The 18,855-nt window shown below is 60.9% G+C and carries 15 protein-coding genes; 3 read left to right on the forward strand and 12 right to left on the reverse strand.

Annotation, left to right across the window (positions count from 1 at the left end; translation table 11 throughout):
* Positions 1 to 115: 115 nt before the first annotated feature.
* The 8 genes from B9A23_RS03350 to B9A23_RS03385 all read right to left on the reverse strand — a co-directional run bounded on the left by B9A23_RS03350 (position 116) and on the right by B9A23_RS03385 (position 10,545).
* A complete protein-coding gene (locus tag B9A23_RS03350; protein WP_084277395.1) occupies positions 116 to 577 on the reverse strand; it encodes a biopolymer transporter ExbD in 462 nt (153 codons plus the stop codon).
* 28 nt (positions 578 to 605) lie between these two features.
* Positions 606 to 1,292 (reverse strand): MotA/TolQ/ExbB proton channel family protein, encoded by a 687-nt coding sequence (locus B9A23_RS03355; RefSeq protein WP_084277396.1) that lies wholly within the window; start codon positions 1,290 to 1,292, stop codon positions 606 to 608.
* A 28-nt stretch (positions 1,293 to 1,320) separates the two neighbouring features.
* A complete protein-coding gene (locus B9A23_RS22675) occupies positions 1,321 to 1,683 on the reverse strand; it encodes a peptidoglycan-binding domain-containing protein (RefSeq protein ID WP_176217862.1) in 363 nt (120 codons plus the stop codon).
* 480 nt (positions 1,684 to 2,163) lie between these two features.
* Complete coding sequence (locus B9A23_RS03365; protein WP_254894944.1) at positions 2,164 to 6,339, reverse strand: beta strand repeat-containing protein; 4,176 nt, start codon at positions 6,337 to 6,339, stop codon at positions 2,164 to 2,166.
* A gap of 83 nt (positions 6,340 to 6,422) precedes the next feature.
* Entirely contained in the window at positions 6,423 to 7,793 is a 1,371-nt protein-coding gene (locus tag B9A23_RS03370) for a CsgG/HfaB family protein (RefSeq protein ID WP_084277398.1), read from the reverse strand.
* A 9-nt stretch (positions 7,794 to 7,802) separates the two neighbouring features.
* Complete coding sequence (locus tag B9A23_RS03375; RefSeq protein ID WP_254894945.1) at positions 7,803 to 8,333, reverse strand: hypothetical protein; 531 nt, start codon at positions 8,331 to 8,333, stop codon at positions 7,803 to 7,805.
* Between the two features lie 405 nt (positions 8,334 to 8,738).
* Positions 8,739 to 8,957 carry a hypothetical protein gene (locus B9A23_RS03380; protein ID WP_084277399.1) on the reverse strand — a complete coding sequence of 73 codons (219 nt, stop codon included), beginning with the start codon at positions 8,955 to 8,957 and terminating at the stop codon, positions 8,739 to 8,741.
* 187 nt (positions 8,958 to 9,144) lie between these two features.
* The gene (locus B9A23_RS03385; RefSeq protein WP_084277400.1) at positions 9,145 to 10,545 is read right to left on the reverse strand and encodes an EAL domain-containing protein; all 1,401 of its coding nucleotides are present in this window, start codon (positions 10,543 to 10,545) and stop codon (positions 9,145 to 9,147) included.
* Positions 10,546 to 10,991: 446 nt separating this feature from the next.
* On the opposite strand from B9A23_RS03385, the gene B9A23_RS03390 reads away from it, so the two are divergent.
* Positions 10,992 to 11,192 (forward strand): hypothetical protein, encoded by a 201-nt coding sequence (locus B9A23_RS03390; protein ID WP_084277401.1) that lies wholly within the window; start codon positions 10,992 to 10,994, stop codon positions 11,190 to 11,192.
* Positions 11,193 to 11,326: 134 nt separating this feature from the next.
* Here the strand turns inward: B9A23_RS03390 and B9A23_RS03395 are convergent, their stop codons facing one another.
* Genes B9A23_RS03395 through B9A23_RS23215 form a run of 3 tightly spaced genes read right to left on the reverse strand, consistent with a single transcriptional unit; the run spans position 11,327 to position 12,206 of the window.
* Positions 11,327 to 11,689 (reverse strand): response regulator, encoded by a 363-nt coding sequence (locus B9A23_RS03395; RefSeq protein WP_084277402.1) that lies wholly within the window; start codon positions 11,687 to 11,689, stop codon positions 11,327 to 11,329.
* Positions 11,686 to 12,078, reverse strand: a complete 393-nt coding sequence (locus tag B9A23_RS03400; protein WP_084277403.1) for a response regulator — start codon at positions 12,076 to 12,078, stop codon at positions 11,686 to 11,688. The genes B9A23_RS03395 and B9A23_RS03400 overlap by 4 nt, the downstream gene beginning before the upstream one ends.
* A complete protein-coding gene (locus tag B9A23_RS23215) occupies positions 12,075 to 12,206 on the reverse strand; it encodes a hypothetical protein (protein WP_254894946.1) in 132 nt (43 codons plus the stop codon). The genes B9A23_RS03400 and B9A23_RS23215 overlap by 4 nt, the downstream gene beginning before the upstream one ends.
* Positions 12,207 to 12,299: 93 nt before the next feature.
* On the opposite strand from B9A23_RS23215, the gene B9A23_RS03405 reads away from it, so the two are divergent.
* The gene (locus B9A23_RS03405) at positions 12,300 to 14,573 is read left to right on the forward strand and encodes a TonB-dependent receptor (RefSeq protein ID WP_254894947.1); all 2,274 of its coding nucleotides are present in this window, start codon (positions 12,300 to 12,302) and stop codon (positions 14,571 to 14,573) included.
* 164 nt (positions 14,574 to 14,737) lie between these two features.
* On the opposite strand, the gene B9A23_RS03410 is transcribed toward B9A23_RS03405, so the two are convergent.
* A complete protein-coding gene (locus B9A23_RS03410) occupies positions 14,738 to 16,930 on the reverse strand; it encodes a sensor histidine kinase (RefSeq protein WP_084277404.1) in 2,193 nt (730 codons plus the stop codon).
* 142 nt (positions 16,931 to 17,072) lie between these two features.
* Here B9A23_RS03410 and B9A23_RS03415 point away from each other — a divergent pair, with 142 nt between their 5' ends.
* Entirely contained in the window at positions 17,073 to 18,755 is a 1,683-nt protein-coding gene (locus B9A23_RS03415) for a sensor histidine kinase (RefSeq protein WP_176217863.1), read from the forward strand.
* The last annotated feature ends 100 nt before the right edge of the window (positions 18,756 to 18,855 follow it).

The following is an 18,855-nucleotide window of genomic DNA, read 5'->3' on the forward strand; positions in this document are numbered from 1 at the left end:
ATGGCCATCCCCACGGGAGGCGTCACGATTTCGCGCGCGCGGAAGGTTACAAGGGACAGCAAGGCGAGCAGTCCAAAGTGCAGAAGAACGGATAGAAGGGAGGGCAGCCGCGCATTCACGGGAGTTTCTTCTGAACATCGGGGTCACGCGAATCCGACAGGAAAGCGACCTTTTCAAATCCCGACGCACCGATTTCGGCGACGATTTGCATCACCATCCCATATGCGATGGCTTGATCCGCCCGGACGAAAACGCGCATGGCCGAAGGATCGCCGGAAGCCTGCGCCATCTGCAGCAAGGTATTGCCGAGCGCCTCGCGGGCCACGGGCGCATCGCCGATGAATATTCCTCCCACGGCGTCGATTGTCACCACGATGGGCTTCTGGTCTGATGCCAGTTCGCGCGTTCTGGCCTGCGGCAGGTCTACCTTTACACCCGTCGCCACAAGCGGCGCGGTGATCATGAAAATCACCAGCAGAACGAGCATTACGTCGACCAGCGGTGTGACGTTGATCTCGCTCAGAAGCTGAGCATGTGGGGGTTTTCCCCGCCCCACGGACCCGGATTGCGGTATCATGGCCGAATGTCCTCACCTACTGCGCGCATCAGAAACGCGATCCGAAATGGCGAGAGATGGCGAGTTCGAGCAGCCCTGCGATCGAGCGCCATTCGGCATCGACAGCGGCGAGCATCTGCACGAGCCGGTTGAAACCCATCGCGGCCGGGATGGCGCAAAACAGGCCGACACCCGTTGCGAGCAAGGCTTCCGCGATACCCGGTGCCACGACGGCAAGCGAGGTATCCTGGCTTTGCCCGATGGCGAGAAAGCTGCCCATGATCCCCCAGACCGTTCCAAACAGGCCGATGAAGGGGGCGGATGTTCCAAGGGTCGCCAGCCATGCGGTGCTTCCCGCGAGATGTCGCTCCTCACGCGCGATAGCCATGTCGGCAATAGACACGACGCGCTGCCGGACCTGATCGTAATCACGGACCAGATTTTCCGAGGACCAGCGCCATTCGACCTCGATCGCGCCGAGGATGTGCGTGATCCGGCCTTCGGCGCCGTCGCTGAGATTGCGCAGATCGTCCTGGGTGCCGATAGTGGTCAGCAGGCGCTTGACGATGCGCGAGCGCTGCAGTTCACGCCAGATCGCCCAGGCCCGGCCGATGATGATCGACCACGAAGCGATCGAGGCCAGCAGCAGGAGCACGATAATCGTCTGGACCAGCCGATCAGCCTCAAGAAAGATATGAAAAGGCGAAGCGGGGGATGCCAACCAGTCGAACTTCACGCGATGTCTCCTGTTGCTTACCGGGCGATCAGCGTTTGACGATGGCGCGGATGAAGGTGTCGATGTCCGGCAGTCCGGTTACGGGAATGCCTTCCTTGCGCTGGAAGGCCTTCAGCGCATCCGTGAATGCCGCCGAGGGAGCCCCCGTCGCCATTCCTTTGAAGGCCTGTTTTGCGATCAGGGCTGTCTGGAGCCGTTTCAGCGATTCCTGATGGATCGAAACGGTCTTGTAATCGGCGGTCACCTGCACCAGCGGCGAGGCCGCAGTCTGGCGCAAGGGCCGTATCACATCGATGGCACTGGCCGCCGCGTTCTCCAGAAGCATCCGGGGATTGGTGCGGCAGACGACCGCGACCACATTGGGGAAATCGGTGCCGCCTTCGGTGGGCATGGTATCATACGTGTCTGCGACTAGCCGGTTGTGAGCTGTCGCATAACCAAGCAACCAGTTTCCGTAGCGCAAGAAGTCGTCCGGCCTGGCAAGTGCTGCGACATAGGCTTCGCAGGTTTGCGATCCGAGGCCTCTTACGGAAAAGTTGCCAGTCTTGTCTGCGGCCTGCGCTGTTACGGACCCAGGGCCGACAGCGCCAAGGCTGACAGCGGTTGCAATCGCGATGGGCACAAGCGAGCGGCGAAGGCTGACAACAAACATGGAGGTTACGTTCCTGATTGGGTGGCGGCATCGAAAATTCTATCGAAAATTCTGCAAGCGGAAAGACGATGCGCTGAAAATCTGCCGGGGAAGGCCCCCGCGTCGGATCGAACGCGGGGGCACACCCGGAAAGGCAGCTTGTGGCAGGCTGCCGGTTGGTTTGGGGGTATTTCCGGGTCATCCGGCGCTCCGAGGCAAGGAGCGCAGGAATTCCTTGGCTTAGAGCGGGCTGTAGCCCGTAACGTTCACGTTGTTCCCACCGATGGTGAGCGTGCTCGTCGCGCTGTTGCCATAGGCGGCCGCACCCAGCGAGTTGCCGTTGATCGACAGGCTGGAGTTGGACACGCCGCCGGTGTTGCCGGCACCGCTGGCCACGGCATTGATCGCGAGCGCGCCAGTGCCAACGCCGGTGGTCGCATTGATCGCGCCGGTGTTGCTCTGGTTGCTTGCGATAGCCGCCGTCGTCGGGGTCGTGCCGCTGGCCGGGCTGTTGAGCGCAGCAAGCGTCAGCGAGTTGGTGGCGGCGTTGCCATAGGCGACCGCAACCGCGCTGTTGCCGTTCAGTGCCACTGAGGAGTTGGTCACCGAAGGCGCCGTTCCCAGATTGTTGAACGACGCCCCGTAGGTGACGTTCGCTGCTGCCGTGATGGCACCAGTGTTGGCCTGCTCGTTCAGCACGGCGAAGCTCGCCGCGACGCTGTCGGTGCGGGCACCGGTGAGCGAAACCGAACCGCCGACACTAGTGTTGGCGAAGGTGGTCGCAGAGGCCGAGAGCGCATTGGTGGCGGTGTTGCCGCCTGCGCGCGCGGTCGTAGCGTTGCCGTTCAGCGTCACCGAGCTGGTATCGACCGGGCTGGGATCGGTGCCGCTGGCAGCGTCATAGCCCGCAACCACAACGTCAGCCTTGGTCGTGGCGGTCGCCGACACGGCACCACCGCTGACCTGCTGGTTGACGACACCTGCCGAGGCGCTGTCCGAATTGGCCGAAAGGGTCAGCGAATTCGTCGAGCGGTTGGCCATTGCCGCAGCCGTGGTGGCGTTTCCGCTGAGATCGACGGTGCTCTGGTAGATGCCGTTGGTTGCGAACTGGCTCTGGCCGGTCGCTCCGCCGTCATTGTTCCAGACGTTGGTCGTCGCCGTCGCGGTAACCGCATTGGTCCCAACCGTCTGGGCGTTGTTAACAACATAATCAGCTGCAGCAACGTAGGTGCCAGCCGAGCCGGACAGCGAGGCATTGGCGCCGTAAGTCTGGTTCGGAGCTGTGCCCGCAACCGTGGTCGACGTGAGGGCGGTATCGGCCGTAACCACCATGCTGTTGGCGGCATCGTTGACGGTGGACGAGGCGATGTTGGTGTTGTTGTCCAGCGTCAGGTTCGACGTGCTGTTCGCCGCCGGAGCCGCGACGGTCATCGTCGACGAGGCCGTGAAGCCACCCGAACCCGAAGCCGTCTGAACCGACTGCAACGCACCGTTGGTGGCAATGCTACCACCCGCCAGCGTCATGCTGTTGGCTGCGGTGTTGCCGATGGTGGCCGCCGACTGCGCATTGCCCGAAACGGACAACGTGCTGCCGGTGATGTCGCTGGTGCCGTTGGCCGATGCTGGCGCACCGACGCCCAGCGTCACGATATCAAACTTGCCGGTAACCGTCGTTGTTTCGTCACCCGTCACCGACTGGTTGCTGGCGAGCGCGTGATCGGCCGTGGCAAGGGTCGAAGCAGGCGTCGCAGTTGCACCAACAGTGGCGTCCGAAGCGGCCAGCGTGCTGCTGCCGGTTACCTTTACGCTGTTGGTTGCCGCGTTGCCCGTGGTCGCGCCGGAGATGGCGTTATCGTCCACCTTAACCGTGCTGTTCGAGATATCCCGACCGACAGTGACGTTCGCGCCGCTGAAGGACGAGATCGTCGCACCAAGACCACCTGTGCTCGACTGGTTGTTCGCCAGAGCCGAGGTCGTTGTGGCGTTAGTTGCCGAAAGCGCGATGCTGTTGGTGCCGCTGTTGGCGGTCACAGTCGAGCTCTGCGCATTGTCGGACACAGACACGGTGCTGGTGCCCACGTCGCTCAGAGTAGGATCAGTAATGCCCGTTGCCGAGACGCCGAACACGGCGCCGACAGTGCTATAGAGGTTACCGGTGTTACCCTGGACATTGGCGACGGCCATGTCGGCATTGGCAGTACCAGTGGTCCCGTTAGCGCTGCCCGTCGAGGAGGTGCTGGCACCGTTGCCGCGGGTCAGGTTCGTGGCGGTGGCCGCCAGCGCATTGGTAGCGCTGTTGCCCTTGACCGAACCGGCCGTTTCGTTGCCATCGACCGTCACGCTGCTGCCGGTGATGTCGTTGCCAACCGTGACAATGACACCGCCAGCTGCCGGCGTTCCTGCCGAGCCGCCCGAGGTGTACGACGTCGGGAATGAGGTCAAGCTGGTAAGCTGCCCCGTTGCGACGAGAGTGATTGTGCCACTCTCGAAGGTGAACGTGTTAGCAGGATAGGCAGCCGCCAGCGCGTTACGATCAGCAAGAGTGCCAGCCGCCGTACCGGTGAACGTATAGTTCCCGGCGGAGCCGGTGCTCGCGCCCGCGAACGTGAAGTTCTGCGTCGTCGGCGAAGTAGCCGCCGTCCCCGCCATACCGATCCAGGCGCTGGCATTGCCAGCCATAGTCTGATCGCTGGCGATGGCGGCGCTGGTGCCGAGGTTGGTGCCGGACAGCGTGATCGCATTCCCGGTACCCAGCGTGGCGTTGCCAGTGGCATTGGCCGTCAGGCTGTTACCATCCGAGGCGATGCTCGAGCTGGTCAGGCTACCGCTGACCGCGGTCTGGACCAAGGTGCTCTTGGTCGGCGTGGTGAAGCTGTCGACCAGACCGGCCTGAACGCTCGTCCCCGAAGCCACCGATTGCTTGTTCGCCACCGCGAATGCGGCATTGGCGGTTGCAACGCCGCTGCCGACACCTGCCGAAGGCGCTTCGGTGCCGAGCGTGGTGATCGTGGTGGCCGAAGCGGTGATCGCGCTGCCGCCACGGTTCGCTGCGGCATCAGCCAGAACAGCGTTGTCCGACGCGCTCAAGGCGGAGCTGGTCGTCACATCACCGGTGATCGCATTGGAAACGATCGCCGCGTCCGAACCCGCGCCACCCATCTGGGCGACAATGCTCAGCGTGCCGGTGGCGACGGTGGTCTCTTGCTGCGATGCGATTGCCGCGACCGTGCCCGAGGCTGGCGAGGCGAGAGTGCCGGTGGCAATGCTGTTCGCCGCGATGGTCGTAGCGTTGGACACCTCGTTGCCGCGGGCAAGCGCTGTGGCTTCGTTGCTGTCGTTGGACAGCGTCGAGCCCACCACGTTGCCGGTGACCGAAGCGCCAAAGTTTGTTCCAGCATCGTTGATCAAAGCAGTGACGGTCTTGGCACCAGCGGTCGACACCGCAAGTTCCTGCTTTGACACCGTGGCATAGCCAGCAATCGCCGAAGTGTTGTGAGTAGCAGACGTGGGAGGCGTTGCCTCGATGTCCCCGGCTACGTAAGTTGCCCCAGCCGTGGCCTGACCGGTAGATTGCGCCGCGAGCGTAATCGCATTGCCGGTGACCGACTGGGTGTTCGAACCCGAGTTGGCGACGGCAGTGGCTTTCTGGTTGTTGTCCGTCAGAGCGACCGTGCTGTTCAGCAGCGCGTTGGTCGACGGACCCGAACCGGTCGTAAACCCGACAGAGCCGGCAGTCGTGGCGGTCAGCGAGCTGTTGAGGCTCGACTGGGCGGCGGCGACGCCACCGGAACCGCTCGAGTTATTGACGTCGAGGTTGAGCGCGTTCACGCCCGAATTGAGCACACCCGTGGCGCTCTGGCTGTTGCCCACGAGTGTCGCGGTGCTGGCCGATGCGCCATGGTCGATGGTGATCCCCATCGCGGTATTGTCCGTCACCGTCGCAACGGTGCTGGTGTTCTGCTGCGACAGCGAGATGCCAATGTCGGTGGTGCCTTCGACAGTGGCCGCAGTCGTTGCGGCAACCGACGACGCGCCGACGGTCGCGTAGCCGGAGCCGGTCACATTGTTGAGATCGCCGTTGACCGTCAGGCTGGCAGTGTTGGCATAGCCAGTTGCCGACGAGGCATTGCCCATGGTCGCTGACGAGCCGACGGACACGGTGCTGTTCTGCAGCGCATAGGCGGCAGCGTCATTGTTGGTGACGTTGGCGTTGACCGATCCCTGGGTGTTACCGTTCAGGACAAGACCGGGGGTCGGCGTGCTGTAGCTGTTGAACTGCTGTTCCTTGCTGATGGAGACAGCGGCAGTTTCCGTAACAGACTGAGCCAGCGCCGACGTGGCGCCAAACGTGGCGAGAAGCGCTGTGCTTGCGCCGGTCATCAGGACCGAACGCATTTTGCGTGTATTGGTGGACATGTACCACTCCGTGATTTGAGGAAAAATGTCTTGACAAATAGAAATAACCCCCCCCCCCCTGAGGAAGCGCGCACTCCTTTCCGCTATTTCCTGATCTGAATTCGTGCGATTTCCTGCATGCCCGGCCCATCCCGGTGGATGGACGTATCGGCCTTGTCCGGCCGCCAGGTGACGCTGATGCCGCCCGGGGCAATCCCGCGATTGGCCAGCGCTGTGACAATCGCCGCCAGACGCGCGTCGATCAGGCTGTCGCGCTTGGCCGGATCCCAGTTCTCGGTTTCGCGCGCGATGATCATCACGTTGACCGGGCCTCTGGCGGCCTGAAGCACGATCTGGTCGAGCACGGCCTGCGCATTGCCCATCAGGGTTGTGTCACCGAATTCGAAGCCAAGCTGGAGCATGGCCCCGGAAGGCGCATCGCCCGATGTGCTGACATCGTTGAGCGTGGCCGAGGGCACCGGTGCCGAGGGCGCGACGGGAAGCAGCGAAACGGGACCAGCCGATGCCGCGCCCTGCCGAAGCGGTGCAGCGAGCGCGCGACCGCGCAACTGATCGGCGGAAAATTCGGGAATGGTATCCTGCCGCTGCCCCATGCAGATCGAAGGATCGACTTTCGCTACCGCCGAGATCAGCCGCATCGTCGCTTCTTCCAGCGCGGTGCGGATGCCGAGTTGCAATGGCTCCTGTCCCTTGGCACCGACATTGATGTCGAACAGGTCTGTGCCGAAGAAACGGAAGACGTTCGCCCCAATCTCGTATCCGGTGAACTGCTTGGTCAGGCTGATCGTCTTGATCACTTCCAGCGACCGGGAGTTCACGATGCGCAGATCGACGGCAACGCTCTGGGTATAGACCCGCGCCTTCGGGCCAATATTGTTGATGACAACTTCACCGCCACCTGAACGGATATCGTAATTGAGTTCGGTGATGCCGCCGACGATGTAGTAGTCGGACTTGGTGATGGTGCCGCCGAAATAGGGAAGCCACGGCACGCGGTTGCCATTGACCTCATGCACGTCACCGTCGCCAAGCTGACGCCGGTCGGTGTAACCCAGTTCGCGTTCCGCTATGGTAGGGTCGAAGCGCTCCGCAATGGTCAGCGGCCCGCCGATCTTGCCAAGCGCCGAATAGACCATCAGCGCCCCGCCCTGCGTGATCGCGTTGCCCTCGTTGATCGAGTATTTGCCGGTGTAGTCCTTGACATCACCGACCGCGATCACACGGCGCGGCCCGTTTTGGGCAACGAGCTGATCACCAAAACAGGCCAGAGCGGCTTCCATAGGCGAGCGATTGTCGCGGACGGGTGTTCCAAGCGGCGTGGGTGCCTCACCTGGAGCCAGGCGCTGCGTGTTCACGCCGGGGTGAAGAGCCGAGCAGCCCGAAGTTGCGAGCGCTATCGCGACAAGTGCCGCCGAAGCACGCAGCTTCCCGAAGGCAAACGAAGAGAAAATCATATCGCCGCCTCAATTCAAAGAACTGTATTGGCATGCGGTCGACCCTGTCACCGTCGCGGTCTGGTCACCCGAATTGTCCTGTTCGGTATTGAGCGCCTGATAGTTGTCGCCGCGCACACTTGTGGAAATGGCGCCCGACGTGCTCGAACCGACTGAACCCGAATTGGACTGGTTGGCTGTGTTGCTTCCAGAACCGGATGCGCTGGCCAGCGTCGTGGTGTTGTCGTTGCCAGTCGAAGTGGAACTGTGCCCCGCAGTGGAAGGCGAATTGGCTACCGCGTTGGTCACGGAGTCGTTGCCGATCGCGCTCGCACCGACGGAGCAGTTATACTGACGATCGATATAGGTGTTATAGACAGGTGCCGCGTAGGTACCGTTCAGTTTCTTCTGACGCAGATCTTCAAGGTAGGCCCGGTTGACCTTGTCGGTGCTGGTCTGGAATTGCCATGCGACATTTTCGCCAACATTGTTGGCAAAAACCGGCGTCGGTATCAGCCCGGCTGCGGCTAGCGCTCCCATGAGGATGCGGAATTTGGACACTAGAATTTCTCCGTCACATGAGCTGGCAAGGATGTTCGCGCAAGCTTGGCGGTCGGCTGCTGGGCCGAAAGTGGCCAGCGCCGCAGTCGTGCGCCCCGATCAAGGGCATCTGAGAGGCGGGCGTGCTTATCGAGCGGCTCGCCTCGCCCCTCAGGCGCAGCCCGCTTCCCCCCAAGCCAGAGGCGGCTGCGCGATGAAGGCGCTGAAATGTCAAACGGCGAGACACCGCTCCGGACAGCCTTTGGCGGTCATATCCGAATGCGGTGCCTCGCCTCCCCGTGGCGCGACCCGAGGGCACCGGCGTGAAGGGGTGAGTTGCCGGGCCAAGGGCATCTTCCCCGGAAACCAACGAGGTGTCTGGATGGCTATCGGACAATCCGAGACTTGGGCTTTGGCGTGAGAGCGTCACTGGAATGCGCTCCAGATCGCCCAGGCAACAAAAGTCCAAAATACAAGCGCGATGGGAAGGGCCGCAACGACGACAAGCACAAGTGGGCTTGCCTCTCCACCGTCGTCCTGCGCGCCTTGATAAAAGAAGTCGCGATCCGGTACGCTCGATACGTCACGGTAATCGCTATTATTCAGCATCTCTTCGCGCTCATCGAGCAGGACTGCCGAAAGCATCGGAGACGAACTCATACGAGAGCCTTCCACAATGCGATCAAACCCCACCAGAGCAGGCAACTCAAAGGGATGGCGATGAGAATGCCCCGTGGATTCCGGGGTTCGCACTCCGGCGCTTCAGCGCCAGGTTCGTACGGCACGACGAGCCATTCCCAGCGCCCTTTGGCGTTCGAGTGCTCGCGGCCGTTCATTGGCCGACCGCCATGCTGGAAGGAGCGATTGAAGCATGAACAGCAGCACCGGCCTGACCGGCTTCAAATGACCGAGGGCGGCTCAGCGAAGGTCGCCCCCAGAAAAAGCCTTGCTGCCACCGGCAACCTGCTTTTGCCGCCAATTCGGCCTGCTCTGCGGTTTCGACACCTTCTGCGATAACCGTCGCACCGAGCGACCAGGCAAGTCCTGCAAGATGCTCGAATATGCCCTGCTGAACTTCGCCGTAGCTTGCATAATGCAAAAAGAAGCGGTCGATTTTCACGAAATCGGGCGACAGCGCCATCACATTGCGGACCGACGCATATCCGGTTCCGAAATCGTCGATCGCTATCCGGCAACCCAAAGAGCGCAGATGATCCACGAGACGCACGGCCTCGCTCATGTTGGGGATTGCGGATGTTTCGGTAATCTCCACCACCAGCCGACGTGCCAACCAAGGCTCTTGCCGGAGGCGCTGCACGGTCTCCTCCCAAAGATAATCGAGCGCAGCGCTTCGTGCCGAAATATTGACGCCTATCGTGACCTCGCCTGGCTGACGATCAAGTTCGTCCAGCGCCATCGCCACTACACGGTGATCAAGGAGGCGAATGAAGCCGAGCCGCTCCAATGCGCCTAGCGCGCCCTCAAGAGAGGAAGCCTGACCGTCACGATCGATATGACGAAGACAACCTTCCCAGTAGAGCACGCCTTCGGAGCCGCCAGCCTCCGCCGCCCGATCGGCATCCCTGACTGGCTGCCAGGCGAGGACCGGTTCAGCATCGCCGCCTTTGCTACCAAGCCCGGTCAGAAGCCCAGAAGCCATCGCCATATCGGAACGATATTGCTCGGCCCAACCACTGTCGGGTCGCGCAACGTCACCTGCGAAACCGCCTCCGACTTGACCAAGTACACTCGTCACTGTCGGCATTGCCGAAGCCGAAATCAGTTCGTCGGCGGAAAGCGCGAAATGTATGCTGCCAACTGACGTCTCGACAGGCAGAAGGGGCGCGTCGGCGCACAACCGCTTCAACCAGTCGACGCATTCCGCAACCGAATTGCCTAGTTGACCGGCATGGCGCCAGATAAGGCATTCCATGACACCGTTCGGGCCAGGCTCAACAAGGCCATTCACCCCCAGGGCATCGCTCAAGCGCCGCGTCAATTGAACCAGCACGGCGCGAGCCGCGTCTTCACCGTAAGCCTGACGGATATGGGGAAAGTTGTCGACGCGAAGACTGAAGCTCAGCGCAGCGCTTTCAACGAGGCGGCGACGAGGCAAAGGCAACGGGTGCACATTCCCGCCGACCTGCCCGCCATGAACGCTGCCCCCTCTCGCTGCCATTACGAACCCCTCTGAAACGCAGAAACAAAGAAAATAATCAATATAATCCCGCATCAGTTAAGAAGATCACGCGGATTAATTGATCGCATCAGTGAAATTCTGAAAAATAAATTCAGATTTCATTGCATTAATTAAGTACTTCCTTCGCGCCGAATTTTAGGAGAACGAAAATGTTTTTCGAACTATGGCAGCGGGTTAATTGGAGGATTATTAACAACCCGCAAGGCGAGATGCCGAGTCAATTAGGTGGCAATCCGGCAGCATAATGGTGCCATTCCGGTGGTAGATTGCCTTCGCGACACCACGACGCGCAGATAGGCAATTTGACGGTCACCATCGTCGTTGCGACATGCGCAACCGTTCTTTATGGACAGAGCGCATCGAACCGAGCGCAAACGCAAAAGGGCAGTGCAGCTGACTAAGAGCCACAACAACGAGCCCGATGGGGCGAAAGCGCCGCTTCCGCGCGAGTTGCTCCATGAACTGAAGCAGCCGCTTACGTGATCCGCCTTGCCACGGACAATATCCGCGTGCGCATCCTGCCGCTTCTTGAAAGCGACGAGGCCGGGTATCTCGCAGCGAAGCTCGATCGGATCGAAAGGCAGATTTATCGCGCTGCGAACTTATGGGATATTGGCGTGGATGCTGGAGAATCGCTCGCAACTACGCCGCGCCCTCTGAAGGACACGCCCCCCGCATAGGATCAGCGGCAAACGGGAATCAGGGGGAACTGGCTGGCGCCTCGGAAATCAAAAAGCACGGCCCGCATTCACGAAACGAGGCACCGCATCGGCAGCGCGGCTGCAATCCCCGCTCTCCCTTGAGAACCGGCCCGTCAGGATTGGGACCGCGCGATAATATCCAGCAATTGAGACACATCGAGAGGCTTGATCAAGACCGGCGGCGCCGGTTTCGCAAACCTGCTCATCTGCGTTTCGGTGACTGGGCTTCCCGTGAGCAGCACAATGCAAGGCCCGCTGCCGTGCCAAACCTCGGCTATATCCAGTCCACTTTCGAGGCCCAGGCCGACGTCGATCAGCGCCACCGTGAACGGGATTTGACGTGCCTTATCCAGCGCTTGCCCCACGGTATGCGCAAGCGTCACGGTCATGTCGTAGCTTTCAAGAAGCTCTGCAAGTTCCTCGGCGCTGTCGATGTCGTCCTCGACCAGGAGGACACTCACTGCCTGCTCGCTCATGCGCCCTTCTGTTTTTCGCTCAGGATTTCCTCGACCGCGACCAGCAACTCCCGATAGTCGACCGGCTTGACGAATTGGGCCGACACACCCTGCTCCCGTCCGGCTCGCCGGAAATCCTGATCACCATAGGCAGAAAGCAGCACGGCAGGGATATTACTGTGCTCCCGCTTCTCGGTGCGGATGCGGTTCAGCAGTTCGATACCCCCCAGTCCGGGCAATTGAATATCGCAGATCATCAGATCGAAATGCGACTCGCCCAGCAAAGTCAGCGCCGCCAGACCGTCTCGGCACCCCTCGGCTCTGTATCCATGGTCGCGCAATTCCAGGAGCAGGTCATCAAGCAGGTCCGCTTGATCTTCCACACACAGGATGCAGGCTGGCATGTTCATGCTGTGACGTTCTGCCGCGCGCTATTGCCTGAAACGGCAAGCCGGACGGCCGCGCCGCATTCGTTGTATGCGATCACGCGAACGCCGCCCGGCGATATGACAATTGTGCAGACAACATCGTATCTCATGCGACCACCTTCTATACCGGCCAACCTTCGGCCGCGACAAAAAACCGTTGCCTGGTGTTTGCGCGTTTATCATAGGGCATCCCCCATGTGGAGTTGGCAGACGTCCGCGGGATAACCGACGACAATGGACGTCAAACATGGGGATGGTACGAGATCATGTTGGTCAAGACGCTGACCGCCTGTGAAGCGACGATTTGGCGGGGGTATCCCGCAATCATCGTCGCCCTGCTTTCAGGCAGTCCGGCCCTGGCCCAAAGCGAAGAAGCCCATGACGAGCCGATCGTCGTCACCGCCACCAAGCGCGCCGAGAACCTGCAATCGGTGCCGATCTCGATCTCCGCGATCAGTGGCGACACGCTGACGAGCGCGCGCGTAACCAATGTCGACACCCTCGTCAGCAGAGTGGTCAACCTGCAACTCAATTCGGTCGTTGGAGACAACACACCGATCTTCGCCATGCGCGGCGTGTCCATGTCCGACTACAGCCTCAACCAGTCCAGCCCGGTCGCGACCTATTACGACGAGGTCTACAAAGGCAATTTCGCCCTGCTTGGCGTTTCCATGTTCGACCTTGAACGCGTTGAGGTTCTGCGCGGGCCACAAGGCACCCTCTATGGCAAGAACACCACTGGCGGCGCGGTCAATCTGATCGCGCGAAAGGCGAGCCTGGGGAAGACGGACGGTTATTTCACCGCAGGCTATGGGAATTACGACCGCATCGACATCAACGGCGCGATCAACCTGCCGCTTGGCGACATGGCTGCCTTGCGCCTTGCGGGCACTTTCGCTCGGGCAGATGGTTGGTTCAGGAACGTCGTACCTGGCAAGGCCGACCTCGCCTCGGTGCGCGAATGGGCGCTTCGCACGACCATCCATGCTGAACCTGGCGATGGTCTGCGCCTGACCCTGCGCGCTTCGACGAGCAAGCAAACGCCGCGCAACTACGGTGTCTATGCGCAGCCCGAAGCGGTCAATCGAGCGGGCCTCGGCAAGTGGGAAATCGCTGCCAATATCGATGAGCGCCGCTTTGCGGAAACCTGGTCAGTCGCGGCAACCGCCGATGCGACCATCGCGGACTGGCTGACGCTGACCAGCATCACTTCTTATGACAAAGGCAAGCTCTGGTTCTATGAAGACACCGACGGCACGGCCGCACAAACCCTGGAAATCCCCTATTTTGACGATGCCAGCCAGGTAGCGCAGGATCTGCGGCTCACCAGCGACCTCGCCGGCCCCTTCAACTTCATTCTGGGCTTCTATCTCAGCCGGGAGAAGGTGCTCAATGCCACCACTCTCGAGATCGCCAAGGATGTCGATTCCGATGGCATTCCAGGCATCACCGCCAACGACTGCGCTGTTGGTCTGCCGCTCGCGTGCCTGTTCAGCAACCGCTTCAGGCAGGTCAAGAAGAGCCTTGCCATCTACAGCGACGTCCAATATGCCATCTCCGATGCGCTGACCTTGCGTGGCGGCCTGCGCTATACCGATGACCGTGGCGTCCAGGCCGATTTCGAGGCTAACGCCCTGGGCATCGACGGCACGCTGGTCGCCAATCTGATCCCGTTGTCAGAGCTTCGCTACAGCACCCAAAACCTGTCTGGAAAGATCGGTTTCGACTACAGCTTGACCGGTGGCGGCCTCCTGTACGTGCACGCCAGCCGCGGATACCGCGCACCGAGCTTCAATGCCCAGGCCTTCTTCGATCCATCGGAACTCACCGTGGCCAGGCCCGAGGAGGTGACTGCCTATGAAGCGGGCGCCAAACTACGGCTTGCGGGCGGCGCGGTCACGCTGAACATGGCGGCCTTCCATTACGACTACCACAACCAGCAGTTCATCAATGTCGATCCAAGCAACGCCGCACAAACGCTGCTCAACATCGACAAATCGCGGATATATGGTGCCGAAGCCGAGTTTTCGTTCCGTGCCAGCGAGACCCTGTCACTGCGCGGCGGACTGGGCCTGCTGTCCGCCAGGATCGTGCGCGGCTCGGCGAGCGGCGTGAACGTCGCGAACAACCGCCTCTCGAACGCGCCGCGACTGACATTCAATCTGGGTGCAGACCTGACCCTGCTCGACACCGGCATCGGTCGTCTGTCGCTCCACCCTAACGCGACCTATCAATCCAGCCAGTTCTTCGAGGTGTTGAACATCCCCAGATTGCGCCAACCGGGCTATGCCATTTTCGAGGCGCATCTCGACTTTGCAACTTCGGATGGCCGCTGGCACGCTTCGCTATGGGGCAAGAATTTGACCAACAAGCACTATTTCACATCGCGCATCGATCTTCTGACAGGCTTCGGACTGGACTACAATCACATCGGCGCGCCGCGGACCTATGGTATCACCATGGGGGCCAGCTTCTGAAAAGGGCGGATTGAAGCCGGCGAGCCGCATTCGAGAACGAACATGCCATCGACATTCGGTCGCGATCTCTTCAGGCCCGCAACGTGGCGGTCAACGGCGAAATCGGACTTGACCGCATTCGAGCAATGCCGCCATCGTCTGGCCGATCCTCAACATGCAGGGCGTCACGCAGCGACATTCTGATGCGAAAGCATGACCGGCACGGTCAGTCTGACAACCGTCCCGGTGTCATCGGATGCGATGGCAAGATCGCCGCCGAGCGAGACGACGAGCTTGCGCGCAATATACAGTCCAATGCCCGCCCCCTCGATTCCGGTCGAACTGCGACCGCGATAGAAACGCTGTCCGACATAGGCGAGATCCTCGTCGGGAATGCCCGGACCATTGTCGGCGACAGTGATGTGTACAAGGTCGCCATCCGGGTGAAGCGTGATCAGGATCGGTGTTTCGGCGGCCGTATACCGCATGCAGTTATCAAGCACCGACCCGAGGGCAATCGGCAAGGCCGGACCATCGGCGATTGGCGGTCCCTGCTCGGGGAGGTCGAGCGTCAACCGCGACGAGGGGATGATGGAGCAGGCGATGTCCCGAACCAGTGCGCCGGAATCAACGGCACCGGTCTGATCCCGGTTGCCGTGGGCAAAATCCATGGCGGTGCTGTCGACCAGCTTGCCGAGCAGCGTCGAAATGGTCTGGACCGAACTGCGCAATCGTCCCGCCCGCTTGCGCAGTTCGGCTGCTGTGAGGGCCTCGGCTTTGCGATCGATAATCTGCGCACCGCTGTCGATCACGGACAAAGGCGTGCGCAATTCATGCGACATGATCCGTACGAACCGTATCTGCTCTTCGTTGGCGGCGCGCTGCCGCATCAGTGCGAGACTGAGCGCCCGTTCCTGCGCGCGAATCCGGTCATGGGCGTCGCCAAGACGGTTGCCGGTGTCCACGATGCGGTGCCCCAGATCGTCGAGCTCGGTGATGCTCGATCCCGCGAAGCCTTGCCGGTAACCCCCATCGCCGATGCGCCGGATCAGCCGGGTAATCTCGTCCAGCGGCGCCGCTACCCTTGTGCTCATCCGGTTCGCGCGCCGATAGAGGAACAGGAAGAACAGAACATAAAAGAAAAACAGGACCGCCAGCATGACCAAGCCCACCATTTCAAACCTGGCGCGCAGCATATCGGCTTTGGCGTGAATGCGCGCCGTTGGCGCGATCACCACCAGCCGCCAGTCCGCACCGGCGATGCGGGCGAAGCTCGCAAGCTGGCGACCATTGGCAAAATCCAGATTCACGAAGCCGTCCGGTGCCTTCACCATGGCGCTGGCCAGCACCTTCATGTCCTCGCGCTTGAAGATGTTGAACTGATCAGGCTTGAAGGTGTCGGACATGATTGCCTGCGCGTAATGATGCGCGGTCAATTCCTTGAGGCCGAAGTCCCGCTCGCCGGCCGGCGGCATCGCGATGATGCCGCCTTTACGGTCGATCAGCACTGCATAGGCGCCCCAGGGAAGGTGAAGGCCATTGAGGCGATTGACGATGGTGTCGAGCGTCAGATCGATACCCACCACGCCTTCGAGCTTTCGTCCGCGCCAGACCGGCGCAATCGATGAGACCATCCATCCGTGCCCTGCCGGATCGATATAGGCATCTGTCCACACAGGGCGGCGGGCAGGATTGTGGGCTTCGTCCGCCTCATAATAGAAATTGTAGCTGGGAATGACCATGCCCGGAGCATATTGCTTGCCCGCATCGACGTAGGGATAAATCCTGTTGTAGCTGTCGAACGTGTTGAAATAGATCGACGCGATAGAAGGATCACTTTGCTTGATGTCGATCATGAGGGGATCGAGGGCGGCAAGCTTCCAGACCTTGGCAATCTGTTCCGGTCCTACTGGCGCCGCATTGCTGTAAAAACTTGCGGTCGTACCATTGTCGTAGCGTGTCAGAAAAACGCCTGTTGGCGACAAGTCATAACGCGCCCTTTCCGCCGCGGACGGGCTATAGTCGCCTTCGAGCGCGCGCAAGGTCTGGCGGGCGAATGTGCCCGTCCTGCGAGAAACATCTGACAGACTCGTATTGATCGTCTCGGCCTCGCGGCGCGCGACGTCGGCAAGAAAATCGCGCGAGACGGCATTGAGTTCGGCGATGTTCTGACGATAGATTATGACATTGCTGACCCAGTAGACCGCCAGAAAACCGATTTCTATGACGAGGAGAGGAATGATGGCCGAACGCAGATAGGAGCGCCAAAGCCATTTGCGGAGCGGAAGGCTCCCTTGAGCGCCGTGGTTGCGGTCACATGAATTGTCTGCGATCAGTTCATCATCCCCACGCCGCCACTTGCTGCGCAGAACTTTCAACAAACCTTTTGGGACGATGCGGCTGAAATCCAATTTTCCTTACCTGAACGCAGATAGCCTCGAAGCCTTTTCGCTTCTGGGGTGTCCACTTTACATCTACAGCTTCGAAACGCAAAGAATCTGCTGGGCGAACCGCCCCGCAATGGGATTCTGGGATACCACCAGCGAAGAGGAACTGCTGAACCGGCTCTTGACGCCATACAGCGATTCGACGCGCATCCGCCTTGACGATTATCGCGAGGCATTTGGAAGAGGAGAGATTCGGCACGAGAGCTGGACCTTCTATCCGCGCGGCAGGGCGACAGCGGCCATGTGCCGTTGCAGCGGGGTGAGCCTCGACGGACACGATCAGGCCATGCTCGTGGAAATAGAGGCCCGGCTCGATACCGAATTGCCGTTCGCAGACCTGCGCTCGCTCGAGGCGCTGCGCCATACGCGGCTGATGATTTCCCTGTTCACCGAAGAGGGCAGTCTGCTGACCCAGAATCCGGCTGCGACCCGGACCTTCGGCCATCTTGCGGGAAGCGCCGGGAACGAAAGCGACTGTTTCCGGGCAATGTTTGCCGATCCGGACGCCATCGTCAGCCTGCTGGCAGAAGGTCGCGAGCAAAGCGGAATCAAGACGACTGCGGTCATGGCGCTCCCCGATGCCCCGATTCATTCGCTCGATATTTCATATGTCAGCGATCCGGTGACCGCGCGGCGCTCGATCCTGGTTACGCAGGAAGACATCTCCCCGCTCATCGGAATGTCGCGCCAGCTCGCCGCAAGCGAATATGCGCTCGACGCCGTGCTCAATCTCAACCTGGCGCCCTCACTGGTGCTGTCGGTCGGCGAATGCCGCGTCGTCAAGGCCAATCATTCTGCGCAGCAGCTGCTGGGCGAGGCAATCCGGGGGGATGACGGATGCGAAGCGGTTTTCGAGACGCCGGATGACTTTGCGAGGCTGAAAGGCATGATTCTGGCCAGCGGCACCGGAGCACTGCCAACACGGCTGCGGGTTCAGGATGGGCGCCATCTCTGGTTTCACATAGTCGGCGCACGCATCCGTTACGAGCGCGACGACGCCGTCGTCTTGCTGATGACCGATGTCGATGACGTGTACCGTTCGACGGCGGACCTTGAAGCGGCGCTTTCGAGCGAGCGGCGTATCAGTGACATTCAGCGGCGCTTCCTGGCGATCGCTTCCCACGAATTCCGCACGCCGCTTGCCATCATCGACAGTGCTGCACAGCGCCTGGAGCGGTGCGCAGACGAGAAGACACCGGAACAGATTCGTAGCCGGGCCTCACGCATTCGCGGTTCGATCCAGAGCCTTCTCCATCTGCTGGACAGCACGATCGAGCGCGTCAGGCTGGACCAGATCGAACTGGGATACCGCCCGGAACCTGCCTGCCTCGCGCAAGCCGTCGATCATGTCGTCCAGTCGTTCCGCGAAAGAGATGCGGAAACGATTTTCGAGATCGAGGGTGGCGAGCTTCCGGTCATTGCCTTTGATCGCCCGCTGATCGAGCGTGTGCTGAGCAACATCATTACCAACGCGATCAAGTATTCGGACGCGCCCGCGCGCATCCGGATCGACCTCAGGGCATTGGAGCAGACGGTGCAGATCGAAGTGCGCGATCATGGCATCGGTATTCCTGAAAGCGAGCGCGACAGGGTATTCGAAGCTTATGCGCGGGCCTCCAATGTCGGCCCGGTTGAAGGCTCGGGGCTTGGGCTCGCGATCGTTAATCAGATCATCGATCTGCACGGGGGATCGGTTGCAATTGTCGATACGCAGGGCGAAGGAACGACGATCCGGATCACGCTGCCGCGCTTGTGAACGGGGCGCATCAATCCGCCTGCATTGCTGCCATTTTGAAACCGAAATGGTTGCAGCACGAGACAGGCAGATCGTGCGTCACCGCCAAATTGGCGAGAGT

It is taken from the genome of Novosphingobium sp. B1 (assembly GCF_900176395.1).
Lineage (GTDB): Bacteria > Pseudomonadota > Alphaproteobacteria > Sphingomonadales > Sphingomonadaceae > Novosphingobium.

Bases quoted from the DNA above. Each gene is read 5' to 3' on its own strand.
- B9A23_RS03370 (WP_084277398.1), bottom strand. From the start codon at position 7,793: ATGATTTTCTCTTCGTTTGCCTTCGGGAAGCTGCGTGCTTCGGCGGCA.
- B9A23_RS03350 (WP_084277395.1), bottom strand. From the start codon at position 577: ATGATACCGCAATCCGGGTCCGTGGGGCGGGGAAAACCCCCACATGCT.
- B9A23_RS03400 (WP_084277403.1), bottom strand. From the start codon at position 12,078: ATGAACATGCCAGCCTGCATCCTGTGTGTGGAAGATCAAGCGGACCTG.
- B9A23_RS23215 (WP_254894946.1), bottom strand. From the start codon at position 12,206: ATGAGATACGATGTTGTCTGCACAATTGTCATATCGCCGGGCGGCGTT.
- B9A23_RS03365 (WP_254894944.1), bottom strand. From the start codon at position 6,339: ATGTCCACCAATACACGCAAAATGCGTTCGGTCCTGATGACCGGCGCA.
- B9A23_RS22675 (WP_176217862.1), bottom strand. From the start codon at position 1,683: ATGCCCACCGAAGGCGGCACCGATTTCCCCAATGTGGTCGCGGTCGTC.
- B9A23_RS03395 (WP_084277402.1), bottom strand. From the start codon at position 11,689: ATGAGCGAGCAGGCAGTGAGTGTCCTCCTGGTCGAGGACGACATCGAC.
- B9A23_RS03415 (WP_176217863.1), top strand. From the start codon at position 17,073: ATGGGATTCTGGGATACCACCAGCGAAGAGGAACTGCTGAACCGGCTC.
- B9A23_RS03380 (WP_084277399.1), bottom strand. From the start codon at position 8,957: ATGCTTTCGGCAGTCCTGCTCGATGAGCGCGAAGAGATGCTGAATAAT.
- B9A23_RS03385 (WP_084277400.1), bottom strand. From the start codon at position 10,545: ATGCGGGATTATATTGATTATTTTCTTTGTTTCTGCGTTTCAGAGGGG.